Genomic DNA, 18,950 nt, shown 5'->3' on the forward strand with positions numbered 1-18,950 from the left:
CTGGCGGACGGCGTTCTCCCTATCCCGATACGATGAAATCCGTTGAACTGAAGATACTCGATGAACGCATGCGCGAATTCCTGCCCGCCTATGCCACGCCAGGCGCGGCGGGCCTGGACCTGCGCGCTTGCCTGGACGATCCGCTGACGGTGGAACCCGGCGCCACCGTGCTCATCCCGACCGGTCTGGCCATGCATATCGGCGATCCGGGCTATGCCGCCATGATCCTGCCGCGCTCGGGCCTGGGGCATAAGCATGGCATCGTGCTCGGCAACCTGGTGGGCCTGATCGATTCCGACTACCAGGGCCAGCTGATGGTGTCCACCTGGAACCGCGGCGACACGGCCTTCACGCTGCAGCCCATGGACCGGCTGGCGCAAATGGTCATCGTGCCCGTGGCGCAAGTCGCCTTCGAGGTCGTCGATGACTTCCAGGCATCCGACCGCGGCGCGGGCGGTTTCGGCAGTACCGGTCGCGGCTGAGCCTATCGCTGGCCGAAGCTGGCGTCGCGGAACAAATCCTTCAGTTCGCGCGGCTGCGAGCGCCAATACTGCTTGGGCGCCTCGACATGCTGGCCCAGGCGGGCCGCGGCATGCCAGGGCCAGCGCGGGTTGTACAGCATGCCACGGGCCAGCGACACCATGTCGGCCTTGCCTTGGGCGACGATCTCGTCGGCCTGCTCCGGCTCCGTGATCAGGCCGACGGCCATGGTGGGCAAGCCGGTCTCACGCTTGACGCGCTCCGCGAAAGGCACCTGGTAGCCAGGCCCCAGCACGATCTTCTGCGCGGGCGACATGCCGCCGGACGACACATCGATGTAGTCGCAGCCGCGCGCCTTCAAGGCCTGGGCGAAGGCGACGGTCTGCTCCAGGTCCCAGCCGCCGTCCACCCAATCGGTGGCCGACACGCGTATGCCCACGGGCTTGTCGGCGCTGAAGGCTTGGCGCACGGCATCGAAGACTTCCAGCGGGAAGCGCATGCGGTTTTCCAGGCTGCCGCCGTATTCATCCGTGCGCCGGTTCGCCAGCGGCGACAGGAACTGGTGCAGCAGGTATCCGTGCGCGGCATGGACCTGCACCGTATCGAAGCCCAGGCGGTCGGCGCGGCGGGCGGCCTGTACGAAGGCCTCGCGCACCCGATGCAGACCGGCCCGGTCCAGCGCATGGGGAGCTTCCTCGCCGTCCTTGTACGCGACCGCGGAGGGCGCATCGCATATCCATCCGCCCTGCGCCAGGGGAATCTGTTCGCCGCCTTCCCAGGGCGTGCGGCTGGAGGCCTTGCGCCCGGCATGCGCCAGCTGCATTCCCATGCGGATGGACGAATAGCGCCGGATCGCGCTCATGACCCTGCCGATCGCGGCTTCGGTTTCGTCATCCCACAATCCCAGGTCCGCGGGCGTGATGCGGCCGCCCGGCTCCACCGCGGTCGCCTCGGTGAACAGCAGCCCGGCGCCGGAGAGCGCCAGGTGCCCCAGGTGGATCATGTGCCAATCCGTCGCCTTGCCCTCCTCGGCCGTGTATTCGCACATGGGGGCGATGACGATGCGGTTGGCGAGCGCCATCCGCCCCAGGGAAATGGAAGAAAAAAGCGTGGTCATGCGGGCTCCATACGAAGGGAATCGGCCCGTTATACCGCAGCCATCCGGGCATTTCCCTGAATCCCCTACTTCGCGTCCGGGCAGCCGGCGCGGCCTTATGATGGGAAACGCCATGCCAGGCGCATGGCGCTTTGCACATGCCCCCATCGTCCAAGGAGCACCACCATGAAGCGAAAAGCATCGGCAGTATGGAAAGGCGATCTCAAGTCCGGCACGGGAACGATCTCCACGGAAAGCGGCGTGCTGTCCAGTGCCGCGTATGGTTTCAATACCCGGTTCGGCGACGCCAAAGGCACCAATCCGGAAGAGCTGCTGGGCGCGGCGCACGCCGGCTGCTTCTCCATGGCCTTGTCGAATATCCTGGGTGAAGCCGGCATGACGGCCGACAGTATCGAGACCGAAGCCGCGGTAACGCTGGACAAAGCGGAAGGCGGCTTCGCCATTACCGCCGTACACCTCACCGTGGTCGCCAGGATCCCCGGCGCCGATGCCAAGGCCTTCGAGGAAGCGGCGAACAAGGCCAAGGCAGGCTGCCCGGTATCCAAGGTACTGAACGCCACGATCACGATGGACGCCCGCCTGGCATCCTGACACCCGGCGTGTGCCACACCACCACCCTGAGGACCCGACGGACCGCCGGCCGGCGTTTCCGCGGCCGGGCCGCCGGGGGCCTTTGGCGCCTCAAGCCCCGGGCTCCCAGGCACATGACGTGCAAGGGGGCGGCGCGGAAACCTCCCCCGGGTTAATAGAAAACACCTAACGCGCGACTAGGATCAATTCATTTGACCAGCAGGCGGTTCATTCCGACAATAAGAACCATTCTCAAAAAGGAATAACCATGACCGAGCTGATCTTCGCGATGTCCGGCGGCAAGGCGGCCCTTCAAGAAGGCGGAAGGATGCCGGCCGGCCTGCGCCGCCTGGTCGGCTCAGGCCTGCTTGTCGCGGTCGGATACATCGACCCGGGCAACTGGGCAACGGACATCGCGGGCGGCAGCCGTTTTGGCTATCACCTGCTCATGGTCGTGTTCGTGGCGGCCTTCCTGGCCCTGGGATTCCAGGTACTGGTGTCCCGCCTGGCGCTTGCAACCGGGCAGGATCTGGCCGCGCTGACGGTGCGCCATCTGCCCCGCCCGCTGGCCCGTGCCGCCTGGCTGGCCGGCGAAGCCGCCATCCTGGCGACCGCGCTCGCCGAGTTGATCGGCGGTGCCATCGCCTTGCGCCTGTTGTTCGGCATCCCACTGATGGCCGGCGTCGCCATGACGGGCGCGGGCACATACGCGGTGCTGCTGTTCGCACGCGACAATGCCGAGCGCCACGAGCGCGTCATCGGCATCTTGCTGGCGATCGTCTCGGTATCCTTCGTGTACCTGCTGTTCCAGGCCCACCCCGATTGGACCGCCGTCGCCAAGGGCGCGGCGCAACCCGCGGGCGCCTTGCGTTCGGCGGACGGCTTCCTGATCGCGCTGGGCATCCTGGGCGCCACGCTGATGCCGCACAATCTTTACCTGCATTCTGGCGAGCTGGCGCAACGCGCCCGCGACCTGCCCGTGGCGATGCGTGACGCGGCCATGCGGGTGGCCCGCAGCGATACGGTGTTCTCGCTGGGAATCGCCACCCTGATCAACGCCGCGATCATGATCGTCGCCGCCGCCTCCTTGTCGGGCACCGGTCTGGAGGTAAGCAGCCTGGACCAGGCCCATGCCGTGATCGGCAAGACCCTGGGTGTCGGCGCGGCCGTCGTCTTTGCCGTGGCGCTGTACGCGGCGGGCCAGAGCTCCACGATTACCGGCGTGCTGGCGGGCAAGGTGCTGTCCAAGGGATTCAGCACCGGCGGCTGGTCGGACCGCAAGCGCGCCCTGGTCACGCGGGCCGTGGCGGGCATCGCGGCCATGGGCATGCTGGCATACACGGGCGGCCAGGACCCGGACGCCCTGCTGGTGCTCAGCCAGGTCATCCTGAGCCTGGCCCTGCCCTTCGCGCTGGTGCCCCTGGTCATGCTGGCGGTGCGGCGCGACGTCATGGGCCCTTACGCGCTGCGGGGTATCTGGCGCGCCCTGGCCGTGGCGGCCACCGCGGGCATCGTCGTGCTGGACGGTTACCTGCTCGTGGTCCAGGCCCTGCAAGGCTGACGGCGGCCGCGCGGGAACGGGGAAACGACTGACCGCGCCCCCCGGCCCGCATGACGGCCGCTTTCATCGCCCGCTATCCGGGTCTAGGCCGTCTCCAGTTCGCCCAGATAGGCCGCGCGTACCTTCGGATCGCTGAGCAGCGAGCGCGCCGGCCCGGACAGCGTCATTTCGCCCGACTCCATGACATAGCCGCGCTTGCTGTACTCGAGCGCGAGACGCGCGTTCTGCTCGATGAGCAGGATGGTGACGCCTTCGGCGGCGATGCCGCACACCACTTCGAAGACCTTTTCCACCATCAGCGGCGCCAGCCCCATGGACGGCTCGTCCAGCAGCAGCAAGGTGGGACGGGCGATCATTGCGCGCCCGAGCGCCACCATTTGCTGTTCGCCGCCGGACAAGGTCCCGGCCGCCTGCTTGCGCCGTTCCGCCAAACGCGGAAACTGTTCGAAGACACGGTCCATGTCGGCGCGTATCCCGGCGGGATCGCGACGGACATAGGCGCCCATCGCCAGGTTTTCCTCGATGGTCAGCTGGCCGAAGATGCCCCGGCCTTCGGGCACCATCACCAGGCCCTGGCGCACCAGCTCGTGGGAGCGGCGTCCGTGGATAGGCAGGCCCTGGTAAAGCACCTGGCCGCCCGCCACGGGAACCAGACCGCATATGGCGCGCAGGGTCGAGCTCTTACCCGCGCCGTTGGCGCCGATCAGGCAGACGAGCTCGCCGGGGTTGACCACCAGGCTGACGCCGCGCACGGCGCGGATGCCTCCGTAGGCGACCTCCAGGTCGCGCAATTCCAGCAGGGGTGTCTGGCTCATGCCGCTGCCTCCTGTGCCGCGCCCACGCCCAGATAGGCCTCGATCACCTTGGGATTGCGCTGTACTTCCGCGGGCTTGCCCATCGCGAGGACCTTGCCGTACTCCAGCACGAGCACGCGGTCGCACAGACCCATTACCAGTTTCATGTCATGTTCGATCAAGAGCACCGTAACGCCATCGGCACGGATTTTTTCGATAAGGCGGCGCAGCACCACGGTTTCCGAAGCATTCATGCCCGCCGCCGGTTCGTCCAGCGCGAGCAGGCGCGGCTCGGTCGCCAGCGCGCGGGCGATTTCCAGCCGCCGCTGGTCGCCGTACGAAAGCGACTTGGCGACATCGTTGGCGCGCGCGGCGATGCCGGTGTACTCCAGCAAGGCATGGGCGCGCGCCTCGATGTCGGCCTCTTCCGCACGCGTGCGGCGGTTGCGCAGCACGGCGCCGATCAAGCCGGCCCGGGTGCGCACGTGGCGGCCGATCATGACGTTTTCCAGCGCGGTCAGATTGGCGAACAAGCGGATGTTCTGGAAGGTGCGCGCCATGCCCAGGGCGGCGATCTCGTGCGGTTTGGCGCCGACCAGGTTTTCGCCGGCGAACACGCATTGGCCCGCTTCCGGCACGTACAGGCCGGTCAGCACGTTGAACAAGGTGGTCTTGCCGGCGCCATTGGGGCCGATCAGGCCGTAGATTTCGCCGCCGCGGATGTCGAAACTGACATCGGACAGTGCCTGCAGGCCGCCGAATCGTTTGCCCAGGCCGCGGGCTTCGAGCAAGGTCGCGTTCATGCCTGGCCTCCCTGGGACGATCGGGCGAGTTCGCGTTTGCGCACCGATGACGGCCACAGCCCGGCCGGACGGAAAAGCATGACGCACACCATGGCCAGGCCGAACAGCAACATGCGTATGGCTTCCGGATCGATGACCACGTCGCCGAAGATCGCCTGCTGCACCGGCACGATGACCGCGCGCAGGAACTCCGGAAATACCGCCAGGATGACCGCCCCCAGGATCACGCCGGGGATATTCCCCATGCCACCCAGGACCACCATGCACAGCACAGAAATCGATTCGGTCAGGCTGAAGCTTTCCGGGCTGACGAAGCCCTGCATGGATGCGAACAGGGCGCCGGCCACGCCGCCGAAGGACGCCCCCATGGCAAAGGCCAGCAGCTTGATATTGCGCGTGTTGATGCCCATTGCCTTGGCGGCCACCTCGTCTTCGCGAATGGCTTCCCAGGCGCGGCCGATGCGCGAGTTCTGCAGACGCATGCACACGAACATGATGACCAGCGTCAACAGCAGCAGCAGGTAGTAGTACTTTTCCGGCCCCGTCACGCGTATGCCGAAGAGCGTCTCCGTGCGGTTGAAGGCGAAACCGGCAACGCGGAAGGGATCGATGCGGTTGACCCCCTGCGGCCCGTTGGTGATGTTGACCGGCGCGTTCAGGTTATTGAGGAACACCCGGATGATTTCGCCGAACCCCAGCGTGACGATGGCCAGGTAATCGCCGCGCAGCCGCAAGGTGGGCGCGCCCAGCAGCACGCCGAACAGGCAGGCCAGCGCGATGCCCAGCGGCAGGATGGCCCAGAACGGCAGGTGCAGATTGAAGTGCGGCGAGGCCAGCAATGCCCAGGTATAAGCGCCGACTGCATAGAAGGCGATATACCCCAGGTCCAGCAGGCCGGCGAACCCCACGACGATGTTCAGGCCCAGCGACAGCATGACGTAGAGCAGCGCGAAATTCAGTATCCGCACCCAGCTCTGCCCCGCCATGCCCAGTACGAAAGGCAGGACGGCCAGCGCGATGGCGACGGCCGCCATGCCCAGCCAGGCGGCCGGCGAGATGCGGCCGCGTGCAATGGAACTTCTCATCATGCGCGATCCCCCACGCGTTCGCCCAGCAGCCCGGAGGGACGGAATATCAGCACGAGCACCAGCACGAGGAAAGCGAAAACATCCTGGTAGTTGCTGCCCATGAAGCCGCCCGTGAGGTCACCGATATACCCCGACCCCAGCGCCTCGATCACACCCAGCAGGATGCCGCCGCACATGGCGCCGGCCAGATTGCCGATACCGCCCAGCACCGCGGCGGTGAAAGCCTTCAGGCCCAGCATGAATCCCATGGTGTAGTGCGCGACCCCATAGTAGGTCGTTACCATCATTCCCGCCACGGCCGCCAGCGCGGAGCCGATGAGGAAGGCGGCCGAGATCACCGTATTGATGTTCACGCCCATCAGGCCGGCGACCTCGCGGTTTTGCGCGGTGGCGCGCATGGCCGTGCCCAGCCGGGTCTTGTGCACGAGCAGCAGCAGCCCTGCCATCATGAGCGCGGCGATGGCGATGATGGCGATCTGCAGGGTGCTGATGCGGGCCCCGCCCAGTTCGAACACCCGCGGCGAAAGTATCTGGGGGAAATGCGCGTAATCGCGGCCCCATATCATCATGGCCACGTTCTGCAGGATGATGGACACGCCGATGGCGGTGATCAGCGCCGCCAGCCGCGGCGCGCGCCGCAAGGGCCGATACGCGACGCGTTCGGCCAGCCAGCCCAGGGCCATGCAGACCGGCGCGGCGCACAGCAGGCCGGCGCCCAATACCAGCCAGGGCGAAATGGACGGATCGGCGCCCACGAGCGTCAATGCCAGGGTGGTCGCCACCATGGCGCCCACCATGACCACATCGCCATGGGCGAAGTTGATCAGGCCGACGATGCCATACACCATGGTATAGCCCAGCGCGACAAGGGCATACATGCTGCCCTGCGTCAGGCCGTTTATGAGTTGCTGAATGAAGATATCCATGGAATGCCAGGTGATACACGAAGCGCGCGGACGGAAGACGCCGCGCTCGGATGAACCCCGGGGCGGGGTTGCGGCCCGGCGTCGCGCCGGGCCGCCGCGCTTATTGCGCCTGACTTACCATGGTCTTGACCATTTGCCACTTGCCATTCTTGACTTGGTAAACGGTCACGGAGACTTCCTTGAGATCGCCCTTGGCGTCATAGGCGATGTGCTGGCTGGTCGCTCCGCTGCGATTCAGCTTGCGCAGCATGGGCAGATACTTCTTGGGCTCCGCGGAGTTGGCCTGCTCCATGGCGGTGATCATGTTCCACGCGCCGTCATAGGCATAGGGGGCATATACGCCGGGGTCTTCCTTGAATCGCGCCTTGTAGGCCGCGGCGAAATCCTTGCCCGCGGCCATCTGGTCCAGCGGCACGCCAGCCAGCGAGGCATAGGTGCCTTCGGCCGCCTCGCCCGCCAGCTTGAGGAAGGTCTCGCTGCGCGTCATTTCGCCGGACACGAAGGGCATGGTCATGCCCAAGGTGGCCAGTTGCCGCTTCATCGGGCCGCTTTGGGCATCCAGGCCACCGAAGAAGATCGCATCGGGCGCGGCGCCCTTGATGTTGGTCAGGATGGAGGTGAAGTCGTTGGCCTTGTCCGTCGTGTATTCGCGCCGGATCACCTGGCCGCCGGCGGCCTTCACGGCTTTATCCACCTGGTCGGCCAGGCCCTGGCCGTAGGCCGTGCGGTCGTCGATGATGGCGATCTTCTTGGCTTTCAGGTCCTTCACCATGAATTCACCCACGGCAGCGCCCTGCTGCGTGTCGCTGGTCATCATGCGGAAGGTATTGTCGTAGCCCTGGTTGGTGTACTCGGGCGCGGTGCCCATGGCGATCTGCGCCAGGCCGGCGTCGTGATACACCTGGGAGGCCGGAATGGTGGTGCCCGAATTGAAGTGGCCGAGTATGCCGTGGACGTCCTCGTCGACCAATTGCTGCGCCACCGTCACGGCCGTGCGCGGATCGGCCTGGTCGTCCTTGGAAATCAGCACGAACTTGACGGGCTTGCCGTCCAGTTTGATGCCTTTCTTGTTTGCTTCCTCGATGGCCAGCACCAGGCCATTCTGCATGTCCTGGCCGTAGTGTGCCTGCGGGCCCGTCAGGGGGCCCGCGTAGCCGAGTTTGACTTCCGTGTCCGCCGCATGCGCGACCCCGGCCACGCAACATCCGGCGGCGACCGCCACGGCGAGCGATCGCATGGTTTTGATAAAGCGCATCTGTTCCTCCTCGTAGGATAAGGCTGTGAGATCTGCGGGGGATTCCCGTCAGTCCATTGCTTGCGCGAAACGCGGATGGCGCGGCTCGCACTGTTCGTATTTATCCATGCGCCGGGTAGGCGCGCCGTGGCGCGGTTGCACCACGGCAGGGGGGATTTTCGATGGCGCCAACCGCCTCAGGTATTGGCGATTACCCTCCCCGCCGTGGCGCCGGCAATCCGTGACGCATGGCAGGCAGAAGGATATGTCATATGGCGCGCCGATGCGATTCACCCCTGTCCGGGTGAACCGCATCGGTACTTTCACTTTTTCAACGCGAATCGAGGTCCGGGCGTGGAAAACGCCTCAGCCTATGGTCATCAGACTGGCATTGCCGCCGGCCGCGGCGGTGTTGACGCTGATGGAACGCTCCGCCACGAGGCGATCGAGCACATAGGACTGCCCCTGCGCCACCGCATCGCTGGACAAGCCCTGCACCGACACGATCGGCCCCGGGCGCGCCGCCACGCGGCCGCTCAGCAGGCGCAGCGCGTCGCTATCGCCTTCGAACAGCACGGCCTGGTAGTCGGCGGTTTCCAGGTCTTCATCGCGCATGAAGGCGACGCTGTCGCGCTGCGCGGGCGGCAGGTTTTGCGCGTAAAGGCGCGCCACGCTGTTGTCCGCGAAAAGCACACGGTTGCCGGTGGCCTGGGCGGCGCCCCACTGCGCGCGCGCGCCCTGCTCCGAGGCCGCGACGCACAGCACCGTGCCGCGCGGCTCCAGGCGGAATGTGTTGGATTCGCCCGTGGGCCCGGGCAGGGGCAGCACCACAGGCAGGGCCCCGGCGGTACCGCCGACCGGCAGGCCAGCCGGCCGCACCGACAGCAGGCGGTACAGGTACAGGGGGCCGCCCGCCTTGGGTCCGGTGCCGGACAGTCCTTCTCCGCCGAAGGGCTGGACGCCCACCACCGCCCCGACGACGTTGCGGTTGACGTAGATATTGCCGGCGTGCACGCGCGTGGTCACGTGGGCGATGGTTTCGTCGATCCGGGTATGGACGCCGAACGTGAGCCCGTAGCCGGTGGAATTGATATCGTCCAGCAAGGCATCCAGCTGGTCGCGCTTGTAGCGCACCACGTGCAGCACCGGACCGAACACCTCCCGCTTGAGCTCGCGCACGCTGCCGATCTCGATCAGGGTAGGCGCGATAAAGGTGCCGTTACGGCAGGCCGGCGGCAGGGAAATCTGCACCACCGCCTTGCCCGCCGTGCGCATGCCGTCGATATGGCGTTGTATGCCTTCCCGCGCCTCGCCATCGATGACCGGCCCGACGTCCGTGGACAGATGGTCCGGATTGCCGACGCGCAGCTCGGCCATGGCGCCGCGCAGCATTTCCAGCACGCGGTCCGCGCTGTCCTCTTGCACGCACAGCACACGCAAGGCGGAGCAGCGCTGGCCGGCGGAGTCGAAGGCGGAAGTCAGCACATCCTGCACGACCTGTTCGGTCAGCGCGGAGGAATCCACCACCATCGCGTTCTGGCCGCCCGTCTCGGCGATCAGCGGTATGGTGTGCCCGGCGTCGTCCAGTCGCTCGGCCAGGCTGCGGGAAATCAGGCGCGCCACATCCGTGGAACCGGTGAACATGACCCCACGGATATCCGGGCTGGACACCAGCGAGGCGCCCACGGTTTCGCCGCGGCCGGGCAGCAATTGCACGGCGTCGTCCGGCACCCCGGCCGCGCGCAGGACGGCGACGGCCTGGGCCGCGATCAAGGGCGTCTGTTCGGCCGGCTTGGCGATCACGGCGTTGCCAGCCGCCAGCGCGGCGGCGACCTGGCCCGTGAAAATAGCCAGCGGGAAATTCCATGGGCTGATGCACAGCACCGGCCCCAGGGGACGATGCGTGGCATTGTCGAATTCGCGCTCGGCTTGTTCCGCGTAATAGCGCAGGAAATCCACGGCCTCGCGGACTTCGGCGATGGCGTTGGACAGGGTCTTGCCCGCTTCGCGCACGATCAGGCCCAGCAGGGTCTGCATCTGCTCTTCCAGCATCTGCGCGGCGCGGCGCAAGCATAGCGCGCGCTCGGCGACCGGGGTGGACTGCCAGATGGATGCGCCCTGCCCCGCCCGGCGCAGCGCTTCCTGCACGTCGGCGTCGGTGGCTTCGATGACCTGGCCGACGACGTCGCGGTGATCGGCGGGGTTGCGTACCGGCACCGCGCGCGCCGCGTCCCAGGCAAAAGCCCCGACAGTGGGATAGGCCTGCCACGCCGTCGCGGTGCTGGACAGCAGCGCCGCCGATAGCGACGCCAGGCGGTGTTCATTGCTCAGGTCCAGGCCTTGCGAATTGGCGCGCGCGCCGGCCCGCACGCTGCCGTAAAGCTCGCGCGGCAGGGGAATTTTTTCGTGCGGGGCGCCCAAGGGCACGATGGCCGACGCCGCTTCCACAGGGTCCTCGATGAGCTCGTCGATCGATATGCTTTCGTCGCCGATCCGGTTGACGAAGGACGTATTCGCGCCGTTTTCCAGCAGCCGGCGCACCAGGTAGGCCAGCAGGGTCTCGTGCGTGCCGACGGGCGCATAGATGCGGCAGGGACGATTCAGCTTGCCTTGCGCGACAGGCCCCACGACTTCCTCGTAGAGCGATTCGCCCATGCCATGCAGGCACTGGAACTCATATTGGCCGGGATAGTAGTTCTGTCCGGCAAGCTGGTAGATGGCCGAAAGGGTATAGGCGTTGTGCGTGGCGAACTGCGGGAACACCGCCTCGGGCGCGCCCAGCAGTTTGCGCGCGCAGGCCAGGTACGACACATCCGTATAGACCTTGCGCGTATACACGGGATAGCCTTCCAGGCCGTCGACCTGCGCCCGCTTGATTTCGCTGTCCCAATACGCGCCCTTGACCAGGCGGACCATCAGGCGATGGCGGCTGCGCCGCGCCAGGTCGATGACGTAATCGATGACGAAAGGCGCACGTTTCTGGTATGCCTGGATGACGAAACCGATACCGTTCCAGCCTTCCAGTTCCGGATCGAAGCAAAGCGCCTCCAGCAGGTCCAGGGAGATTTCCAGGCGATCCGCTTCTTCGGCGTCGATATTCAGGCCGATGTCGTAGCCCCGCGCCAGGCGGGTCAGCGAACGGACGCGCGGCAGCAGCTCCGACATGACGCGGTCGCGCTGCGCGCGCGAATAGCGCGGGTGCAAGGCCGACAGCTTGATCGAGATGCCAGGTCCCTGGTAGATGCCGCGGCCGGCCGCGGCCTTGCCGATGGCATGGATGGCCTGTTCGTACGAGGCGTAATAGCGGTCGGCGTCGGCGGAAGTCGTGGCCGCCTCGCCCAGCATGTCGTAGGAATAGGTAAAGCCCTTGGCTTCCATCTTGCGATTATTGGCCAGCGCTTCGGAGATGGTCTGGCCCGACACGAACTGCTCGCCCATCATGCGCATGGCGATATTCACGCCCTTGCGGATCAAGGGTTCGCCCCCCTTGCCGATCAGGCGCGTCAGCGCCCGCGACAGCGACTGCTCGCTATTGACGGCCACCAGCTTGCCCGTCAGCATCAGGCCCCAGGTCGCGGCATTCACGAAGAGCGATGGCGATTCGCCGACGTGGGACCGCCAATCCCCCCGCGCGACTTTGTCGCGTATCAGGGCGTCGCGCGTCGCGCGGTCGGGGATGCGCAGCAGCGCCTCGGCCAGGCACATCAGGGCCACGCCTTCCTGGCTGGAGAGCGAAAACTCCTGGATCAGGCCCTCTACCCCCCCGCCGGTGCGCTTCTCGCGCAGGGCGCGCACCAGATTGGCGGCCGTAGCGTGGATTTTCTCGGGATTGGGCATCCGGGCCTGGCCCAGCAGCAGCGGCACGCACTCGGGTTCGGGCCGGCGATAGGCCGCGGTGATCGCGGCGCGCAGCACGGATTGCGACTGCACGTCCTGCCCGAACTCGAAGAACGGCGGCACCTGCGCCAGCGGCTGCAGCTCGGCTTCTTCCGGCGGCGCATCGCCGCCGGTGAAATGGGCAATCTCCGCGGGAAGCTGGCCGCGCTCGATCTTGTCCAGATACGCGACGATGGCCTGCTTGTGCAGCCAATGCGGCGTGCATTTCAATTTGGATGCGGCGTCCTTCAGACGGTCGCGCAATGCTTCGTCTACTTTGACGCCCAGTGTGGTAGTGCCCATGCTGACTCGGTACTCGCTATTGAAAAAAGGGGCCGTATAAGGCCGCCCAAATCGGGTTCACCGCGATAGTAGGCGGGTTATACCTTTTGCAATATTAAGGTTAACCCCAAATTTCTAAAAGCTTTCCGTCCCCAGCGTGGAATTTTGCCCGGACTTTCCCGACGTCGTCAGGCGGGCCCGCAGGCATTGAGTTGCACCGGCTGCGCCGCGGCGTCGGCGCGCGCCCCGCCCGCCCGGATGCCGGCGGCGATCGTGGCCGCCAGCGCCGCCGTTGCCTTCTGCTGCGCAGCCACCGCCAGGGCGGGCGTGCTGCCCCCGAGCGGAAGCTCCACCACCGTCCGGCAAAGCAGGGCCTCGCCCGCCAGATTGACCGGGCGCACGCGCCAGGTCGCATCCAGCACCGCCGCTCCGCCCGCCGCCGCATCGAAGCGCTGGACGTCCACCTGGACCCGCCAGACGGGCGCTGCCGCCGGCGCGGTGATTGCCTGCACGTCGGGCACCCCCAGGTCCCGCACCAGGTTGTACGAGAGCGCGCCGCGGATTTCATCGGCCACGGGAGCGGTCCAGCGGTCGGAATAATAGGCCGCCACGGCGCCGCCCGATTCACGCATCATGATCTGCGGCTGGTCGGCCTGCGGGGGCACCGTCACCGGCAGCACCTCCAGCAGATACGGTGCCGTGCCTTGCCGCGATGCCGGGGCGGATGCCGCGGCGCCGGCTTCAGGCACGACGAGCGTGTAGTAGTGAACGGGCGGAGACGTGGAACAAGCGGCCAACGCCGCCATCAGGATGGTCGGCGCCAGTGCGCGCGCAATCGTCGTCTTCATCGTCCGCTCCTTGTAGCCCCGTAGTTGGGGAGAGGATCCGGCCCACGGCCGCGCAGCAAGGCTTCCGGATTGGTCTGCAGATAATCGGCCAGCGCGCGCAGCGACCGCGCGGCCCGCGACAGTTCATCCATGGCACGCTGGGCGTTCACTGGCAAGGCCGAATCCGGCGCCAATAGATTACCCAAATCCGCAAGCGATTTGTTGGCCTGTTTGAGCAGCGCTTCGGCCTGGGGCGCAAGCTGCTTGTCCACGCGCGCCGTCAGGCGGGCGGTGTTCTCCAGCGTGCGCTGTAGATCCGTGCCTATCTTGTCGAAGGGAATCTTGTCGAGCTTGTTCGCGACGTTGGCGATCTGCTGCTGCAACTGGTCGAGATTGCCCGGCTGCGTGGGGATCTGCGCCGGCGTGGACATCTCGAACTTGGCGGGCTTGGCGTTCGGGAAAACGTCCAATGCGACATACAGCTGGCCGGTCAGCAGATTCGAACTGCGCAATTGCGCGCGCAGGCCGTGCTGCACCATGGCGCCTAGCAGGCGGCCGCCCGGATGGATCACCTTCGTACCGTCCACCTCGCGGTCCTCCTGCTCGGAGAACTGGCGTACCCGTTCGTAGACGGGCCCGAGACGCTGCGGGAACAGGTCGGCGCGGACCACCGCGAAGAAGCGCTTCGACTCCTTGTCGAAGTCCATCGAAATGGAGCCCACCTGCCCCAGCACGACACCGTTGAAATCCACAGGCGCCCCCACGCTCAGGCCACGTATGGATTGGTCGAAGTGCATGACGATGGGAAAGGGTTCGCCGTCCTCGGTAGCCTCGGCGGCCGCCTGCGTACCGTACAGGGTGAAGACCGTATCGGCCTTGGCGGGCGTATCGGTGGCATCGTCGTCGCGTTGCCCGAAGGCGATGCCGCCCACGGCGACCGACAGCAGGGATTGGGTACGGACTTTCAAGCCGTCCGCATTCAGCGTGAAATCCACGCCGCTGGCATTCCAGAAATGCGTATCGGTGGTGACGAACTTGTCGTTCGGCGCATCGACGAAGATCTGGATATTGACGAAATGCCCGGTGCTGTCCAGTTGATAACCGATCACCTGCCCCACGCTGATGCGCCGGTAATACACCGGCGATCCGACATCCAGCGAACCCAGGTCGGTGGCGCGCACGGTGAAACGTTTGCCCGGACGGTCGTGCGTGACTTCCGGTGGCGTTTCCAGCCCCACGAACTCGGTTTTTTCTTCGTCCGACAAAGGCTTGCCGCTTGCGTCCTTGCCGTTATTGGCGTCCACGCCGATATAGGCGCCGGACAACAGGGTGGTCAGCCCAGAGACCCCGCTCAGCCCAAGACGCGGCCTGACCACCCAGAACTGGGTGCCTTCGCGGGCGATACTGGCGGCGTCCTTGACGAGTTCCGCCTTCACGATGACATTGGACCGGTCCTCGCTGAGACGGATACTGCGCACCGTGCCGATATTGACGTCCTTGTAGCGCACCTGCGTCTTGCCGACCTCCAGGCCCTCCGCCGTCTTGAAGGTAATGGTGATGGTGGGACCCGATTCGAACCAGGTGCGCGCGACCAGGGACAAGCCGGCGACGGCGGCGACGAAGGGAACCAGCCAGATCCACGATATGCGGCGCTTGCGCCGGATGACCTCCGGGGTCCGGATCCGCTGGTGGTCTCCGGACGGTGCTGCGTCAGACATGCTGCTGCTTCCTTATTCCTCTTGTTTCTGGGTTGCATTGTCCACGGACGGCATGGTGGCCATGGCCCCGCCGCTCTCGGCAGCGGGCCGCGCCGTACCTGGCGTGGGCGGGACCGCGTCCGCGGGCGCGGCGTCCCAGCCCCGGCGCGGATCGAAACTCATCGCCGCCAGCATCGTCAGAATGACCACCATGCCGAAAGCGCCGGCGCCGGGCGCCGCGCTGATACTCATCAAACCCTGGAACTGCGCCAGGGCGGCCAGCAGGATGACCACGAATACATCCAGCATCGACCACTGCCCGATGAATTCGACCATGCCATACAGCCGGGTGCGCTGGCGCAGATTGGCCGCGCTGCCGCGTTGCACTTGCCATGCCAGCACGGACAATGCCAGCAGCTTGGTCATGGGCACCATGACGCTGGCGACGAAGACGATCAAGGCGATGTCCCAGGACCCGGTCTGCCAGAGTTCTATGACGCCGCCCAGAATGGTATGCGCACTGTCGCCGAAAAGCGATTGGATATCCATTACCGGCAGCACGTTGGCGGGTATATACAGAATCGCCGCGGCGATGATCAGCGCCCATGTGCGCGCCAGATGGTCGGGCTTGCGCAAATGCACGGGGCTGTCGCAGCGCAGGCAGCGGTGCGCCGTTTCGGAATGCGCCAGCGGCAAGGCCTGCACCTGGCCGCATACGTGGCAGCCCGCCAGCGCATGGTCGGAAGCGGGCCGCGGCAGGTGGATATCGACGATGCCGCCGCGCTCCGCATAATGCCAAAGGGACTGCGAGGACAGACGGCCGAGAATGGTCAAAAGTACCGTCAGCGCGGCGAAGCCGGCCAGCCCCACGCCCGGCGAGACGGAGGCCATCCCGGCCAGCTTGACCACGGCCACCAGGACGCCCAGCACGAACACCGGCACCATGCTCCAGGGCTCCAGCAGCCCTAGCAGCCGGGTCGTCAGCGCGAATGCCGGCGGGCGGACGCCCACCGCAAGGGGATACAGGACGGCCAGCAGCAGCAGGAGCTGCAGCAAAGGCAGGACGAAGCCCGCCAGCCCGGTCATGATGGCAACGACTTCATGGCCTTGCTGCCAGGTGATCGCGATGGCGTCCGGCAGGGACGCCTCTCGCACCATGCCTTGTACCCGCATGATGGCCACGGGATAGGCATTGGCGATCCCGAAAACAATCAGGGCGGCCAGCGCCAGCGCCAGCCACCCTGGGGGGTGGATCCCGCTATAGCGCCAGAGTACGGTGCCACAGCGGTCGCAGGATGCCTGTTCACCTGGGCCCAGCTCCTGGCGGCGATAAACGCTGCCGCAATGTTCGCAGGAGATGAGCGGAGATGCCGGGGCCATTAATCCGCCAACGCGACTTCCTGCGCGTCCGGCGCATCCGAGGGCGGTTTCTCGCCGAAGGTAAGCACGACCTTGCCGTCCTCGTCCAGATCCACCGTCACGGAGCCGCCGTCGACCAGCTTGCCGAACAACAGTTCGTCGGCCAGCGCGCGCCGTATCGTGTCCTGGATCAGGCGCTGCATGGGCCGCGCGCCCATCAGCGGATCGAATCCTTCCTTGGCCAGATGTTCGCGCAGGGCTTCCGTGAATACGGCATCCACGCGCCGCTCGTGCAATTGGTCTTCGAGCTGCATGAGGAATTTGTCGACCACGCGCAGGATGATCTCGCGGGAAAGCGGCGCGAACGGGATGATGGCATCCAGGCGGTTGCGGAATTCCGGCGTGAACATGCGGCGGATTTCCGCCATCTCATCGCCGACCACGCGCTGGTTGGCGAAACCGATGGACGGCCGGTTCAGCGTTTCAGCGCCCGCGTTGGTGGTCATGATCAGGATGACGTTGCGGAAGTCGGCCTTGCGCCCGTTATTGTCCGTCAGCGTACCGTGATCCATGACCTGCAGCAGGATGTTGAAGACATCCGGATGCGCCTTTTCGATTTCATCCAGCAACAGGACGCAATGCGGCTGCTTGGTGATGGCTTCGGTAAGCAAGCCACCCTGGTCGAAACCCACATATCCCGGAGGCGCGCCGATCAGGCGGGAAACGGCGTGCCGTTCCATGTATTCCGACATATCGAAGCGCAACAGTTCGACGCCCATGGTGAACGCCAGTTGCCGGGCGACTTCGGTCTTGCCCACGCCGGTGGGACCGGAAAACAGGAAGGCGCCGATCGGCTTCTCGGGCTTGCCCAGGCCGGAACGCGCCATCTTGATGGACGCCGACAGCGCCTCGATGGCCGCATCCTGCCCGAACACCACCGTCTTCAGGTCGCGTTCCAGCGTGGCGAGCTTGCTGCGATCGTCGTTGGATACCGATTGCGGCGGAATCCGCGCGATCTTCGAAACAATGTTCTCGATGTCCACCTTGCCGATGACCTTCTTTTGCCGGGAGCGCGGCAGCAGGCGCTGCGCGGCGCCGGCCTCGTCGATGACGTCGATGGCCTTGTCCGGCAAATGGCGGTCATTGATGTGGCGGGCGGAGAGCTCGGCGGCCGCAAGCAGGGCCGCGGCCGAATACCGCACGTTGTGATGCTCTTCGAAGCGGGTTTTCAGGCCGCGCAGGATTTGCACCGTCTGCTCGACACTCGGTTCGCTGACATCGATCTTCTGGAAGCGGCGCGACAGCGCGTGGTCTTTTTCGAAGACACCGCGATATTCCGTGTACGTGGTCGCGCCGATGCACTTCAGCTGGCCGGACGACAGGGCCGGCTTGAGCAGATTGGACGCGTCCAGCGTGCCGCCCGAGGCGGAGCCCGCCCCGATCAGCGTATGGATTTCGTCAATGAAAAGGATGGCGTCGGGATTGCCGCGCAATTGCTTCAGGACGCCCTTGAGCCGCTGCTCGAAGTCGCCCCGGTATTTGGTTCCAGCGAGCAAGGCGCCCATGTCCAGCGCATAAACCTGCGCGGACTGCAGGATTTCAGGCACTTCGCCGCGCGTAATGCGCCACGCCAGGCCTTCCGCGATCGCGGTCTTGCCCACGCCGGCCTCGCCCACCAGCAAGGGATTGTTCTTGCGGCGGCGGCAAAGCACCTGGATCACGCGTTCGACCTCGGACTCGCGACCGATCAGCGGATCGATGCGGCCGGCCAGCGCGGCGGCGTTGAGATCGGTCGCGTACTGGTCGAGCGGAGACTGGCGCGATTCGCCTTGTTCCTCGGGATTCGGCTGCTGTTCCTTCTGCGACGCGGCGGATTCGACCTGCGGCTGCTTTGTAATGCCGTGGGACAGGAAATTCACCACATCCAGCCGGGTGACGCCCTGCTGCTGCAGGTAATACACCGCGTGCGAATCCTTTTCGCCAAAAATCGCGACCAGCACATTGGCGCCCGTGACGGGTTTCTTGCCACTGCCCCCGGCGGAAACATGCATGATGGCGCGCTGGATAACGCGCTGGAAACCCAGCGTCGGCTGAGTGTCCACTTCGGCGCCGCTGGGAATGACCGGCGTGTTCTCGTTGACGAACTGGCGCAGGTTGCGACGCAGGTCGTCCAGATTGGCCGCGCACGCGCGCAGCACTTCCACCGCGGAAGCGTTGTCGAGCAGCGATAACAGTAGATGCTCTACTGTAATAAACTCGTGCCGGGCCGAACGGGCCTCGACGAATGCCATATGCAGGCTTACTTCAAGCTCTTGGGAAATCACGCTTCCTCCATA

The 18,950-nt window shown here is 65.9% G+C and carries 14 protein-coding genes; 3 read left to right on the forward strand and 11 right to left on the reverse strand.

The genetic code is table 11. The annotated features are described in order from the left end of the window. Positions 1-32: 32 nt before the first annotated feature. Positions 33-482, forward strand: a complete 450-nt coding sequence (dut, locus tag BAU06_RS16250) for a dUTP diphosphatase (protein WP_066351954.1) — start codon at positions 33-35, stop codon at positions 480-482. Positions 483-484: 2 nt separating this feature from the next. On the opposite strand, the gene BAU06_RS16255 is transcribed toward dut, so the two are convergent. Then, a complete protein-coding gene (locus BAU06_RS16255; protein ID WP_066351955.1) occupies positions 485-1,597 on the reverse strand; it encodes an NADH:flavin oxidoreductase/NADH oxidase in 1,113 nt (370 codons plus the stop codon). Positions 1,598-1,762: 165 nt separating this feature from the next. Here BAU06_RS16255 and BAU06_RS16260 point away from each other — a divergent pair, with 165 nt between their 5' ends. Next, on the forward strand, positions 1,763-2,188 hold the full coding sequence (locus BAU06_RS16260; RefSeq protein WP_066351958.1) for an OsmC family protein: 426 nt from the start codon (positions 1,763-1,765) through the stop codon (positions 2,186-2,188). A gap of 247 nt (positions 2,189-2,435) precedes the next feature. Next, the gene (locus BAU06_RS16265) at positions 2,436-3,728 is read left to right on the forward strand and encodes an Nramp family divalent metal transporter (RefSeq protein WP_066351960.1); all 1,293 of its coding nucleotides are present in this window, start codon (positions 2,436-2,438) and stop codon (positions 3,726-3,728) included. Positions 3,729-3,811: 83 nt separating this feature from the next. Here the strand turns inward: BAU06_RS16265 and BAU06_RS16270 are convergent, their stop codons facing one another. The 10 genes from BAU06_RS16270 to clpA all read right to left on the reverse strand — a co-directional run bounded on the left by BAU06_RS16270 (position 3,812) and on the right by clpA (position 18,938). Continuing rightward, on the reverse strand, positions 3,812-4,543 hold the full coding sequence (locus BAU06_RS16270) for an ABC transporter ATP-binding protein (protein WP_066351962.1): 732 nt from the start codon (positions 4,541-4,543) through the stop codon (positions 3,812-3,814). Further along, positions 4,540-5,325 (reverse strand): ABC transporter ATP-binding protein, encoded by a 786-nt coding sequence (locus tag BAU06_RS16275; RefSeq protein ID WP_066351966.1) that lies wholly within the window; start codon positions 5,323-5,325, stop codon positions 4,540-4,542. The genes BAU06_RS16270 and BAU06_RS16275 overlap by 4 nt, the downstream gene beginning before the upstream one ends. Then, positions 5,322-6,359: an ABC transporter permease subunit gene (locus tag BAU06_RS16280; RefSeq protein ID WP_415834839.1), complete on the reverse strand. Its 1,038-nt coding sequence runs from the start codon at positions 6,357-6,359 to the stop codon at positions 5,322-5,324. Before BAU06_RS16280 ends, BAU06_RS16275 begins: the two co-directional genes overlap by 4 nt. Before the next feature lie 50 nt (positions 6,360-6,409). Next, positions 6,410-7,339, reverse strand: coding sequence for a branched-chain amino acid ABC transporter permease (locus BAU06_RS16285; protein ID WP_066351974.1), 930 nt, complete (start codon positions 7,337-7,339; stop codon positions 6,410-6,412). 100 nt (positions 7,340-7,439) lie between these two features. Next, positions 7,440-8,594 carry a branched-chain amino acid ABC transporter substrate-binding protein gene (locus BAU06_RS16290; RefSeq protein WP_066351976.1) on the reverse strand — a complete coding sequence of 385 codons (1,155 nt, stop codon included), beginning with the start codon at positions 8,592-8,594 and terminating at the stop codon, positions 7,440-7,442. A 345-nt stretch (positions 8,595-8,939) separates the two neighbouring features. Next, the gene (gene putA / locus BAU06_RS16295; protein ID WP_066351977.1) at positions 8,940-12,752 is read right to left on the reverse strand and encodes a trifunctional transcriptional regulator/proline dehydrogenase/L-glutamate gamma-semialdehyde dehydrogenase; all 3,813 of its coding nucleotides are present in this window, start codon (positions 12,750-12,752) and stop codon (positions 8,940-8,942) included. A gap of 167 nt (positions 12,753-12,919) precedes the next feature. After that, the gene (locus BAU06_RS16300) at positions 12,920-13,579 is read right to left on the reverse strand and encodes a PqiC family protein (RefSeq protein ID WP_066351980.1); all 660 of its coding nucleotides are present in this window, start codon (positions 13,577-13,579) and stop codon (positions 12,920-12,922) included. Next, positions 13,576-15,276, reverse strand: a complete 1,701-nt coding sequence (locus BAU06_RS16305; protein ID WP_066351989.1) for a PqiB family protein — start codon at positions 15,274-15,276, stop codon at positions 13,576-13,578. The genes BAU06_RS16300 and BAU06_RS16305 overlap by 4 nt, the downstream gene beginning before the upstream one ends. A 12-nt stretch (positions 15,277-15,288) precedes the next feature. Next, the gene (locus tag BAU06_RS16310; protein WP_066352003.1) at positions 15,289-16,635 is read right to left on the reverse strand and encodes a paraquat-inducible protein A; all 1,347 of its coding nucleotides are present in this window, start codon (positions 16,633-16,635) and stop codon (positions 15,289-15,291) included. Next, positions 16,635-18,938 (reverse strand): ATP-dependent Clp protease ATP-binding subunit ClpA, encoded by a 2,304-nt coding sequence (gene clpA / locus BAU06_RS16315; protein ID WP_066352013.1) that lies wholly within the window; start codon positions 18,936-18,938, stop codon positions 16,635-16,637. Before clpA ends, BAU06_RS16310 begins: the two co-directional genes overlap by 1 nt. Positions 18,939-18,950: the final 12 nt, after the last annotated feature.

Source organism: Bordetella bronchialis, from assembly GCF_001676705.1.
GTDB classification, from domain to species: domain Bacteria; phylum Pseudomonadota; class Gammaproteobacteria; order Burkholderiales; family Burkholderiaceae_B; genus Bordetella_C; species Bordetella_C bronchialis.

What these genes read in the sequence shown, in the direction of transcription:
- dut (WP_066351954.1), top strand. Translation starts at nt 33, where the DNA reads ATGAAATCCGTTGAACTGAAGATACTCGATGAACGCATGCGCGAATTC.
- BAU06_RS16255 (WP_066351955.1), bottom strand. Translation starts at nt 1,597, where the DNA reads ATGACCACGCTTTTTTCTTCCATTTCCCTGGGGCGGATGGCGCTCGCC.
- BAU06_RS16260 (WP_066351958.1), top strand. Translation starts at nt 1,763, where the DNA reads ATGAAGCGAAAAGCATCGGCAGTATGGAAAGGCGATCTCAAGTCCGGC.
- BAU06_RS16265 (WP_066351960.1), top strand. Translation starts at nt 2,436, where the DNA reads ATGACCGAGCTGATCTTCGCGATGTCCGGCGGCAAGGCGGCCCTTCAA.
- BAU06_RS16270 (WP_066351962.1), bottom strand. Translation starts at nt 4,543, where the DNA reads ATGAGCCAGACACCCCTGCTGGAATTGCGCGACCTGGAGGTCGCCTAC.
- BAU06_RS16275 (WP_066351966.1), bottom strand. Translation starts at nt 5,325, where the DNA reads ATGAACGCGACCTTGCTCGAAGCCCGCGGCCTGGGCAAACGATTCGGC.
- BAU06_RS16280 (WP_415834839.1), bottom strand. Translation starts at nt 6,359, where the DNA reads ATGGCGGCCGTCGCCATCGCGCTGGCCGTCCTGCCTTTCGTACTGGGC.
- BAU06_RS16285 (WP_066351974.1), bottom strand. Translation starts at nt 7,339, where the DNA reads ATGGATATCTTCATTCAGCAACTCATAAACGGCCTGACGCAGGGCAGC.
- BAU06_RS16290 (WP_066351976.1), bottom strand. Translation starts at nt 8,594, where the DNA reads ATGCGCTTTATCAAAACCATGCGATCGCTCGCCGTGGCGGTCGCCGCC.
- putA (WP_066351977.1), bottom strand. Translation starts at nt 12,752, where the DNA reads ATGGGCACTACCACACTGGGCGTCAAAGTAGACGAAGCATTGCGCGAC.
- BAU06_RS16300 (WP_066351980.1), bottom strand. Translation starts at nt 13,579, where the DNA reads ATGAAGACGACGATTGCGCGCGCACTGGCGCCGACCATCCTGATGGCG.
- BAU06_RS16305 (WP_066351989.1), bottom strand. Translation starts at nt 15,276, where the DNA reads ATGTCTGACGCAGCACCGTCCGGAGACCACCAGCGGATCCGGACCCCG.
- BAU06_RS16310 (WP_066352003.1), bottom strand. Translation starts at nt 16,635, where the DNA reads ATGGCCCCGGCATCTCCGCTCATCTCCTGCGAACATTGCGGCAGCGTT.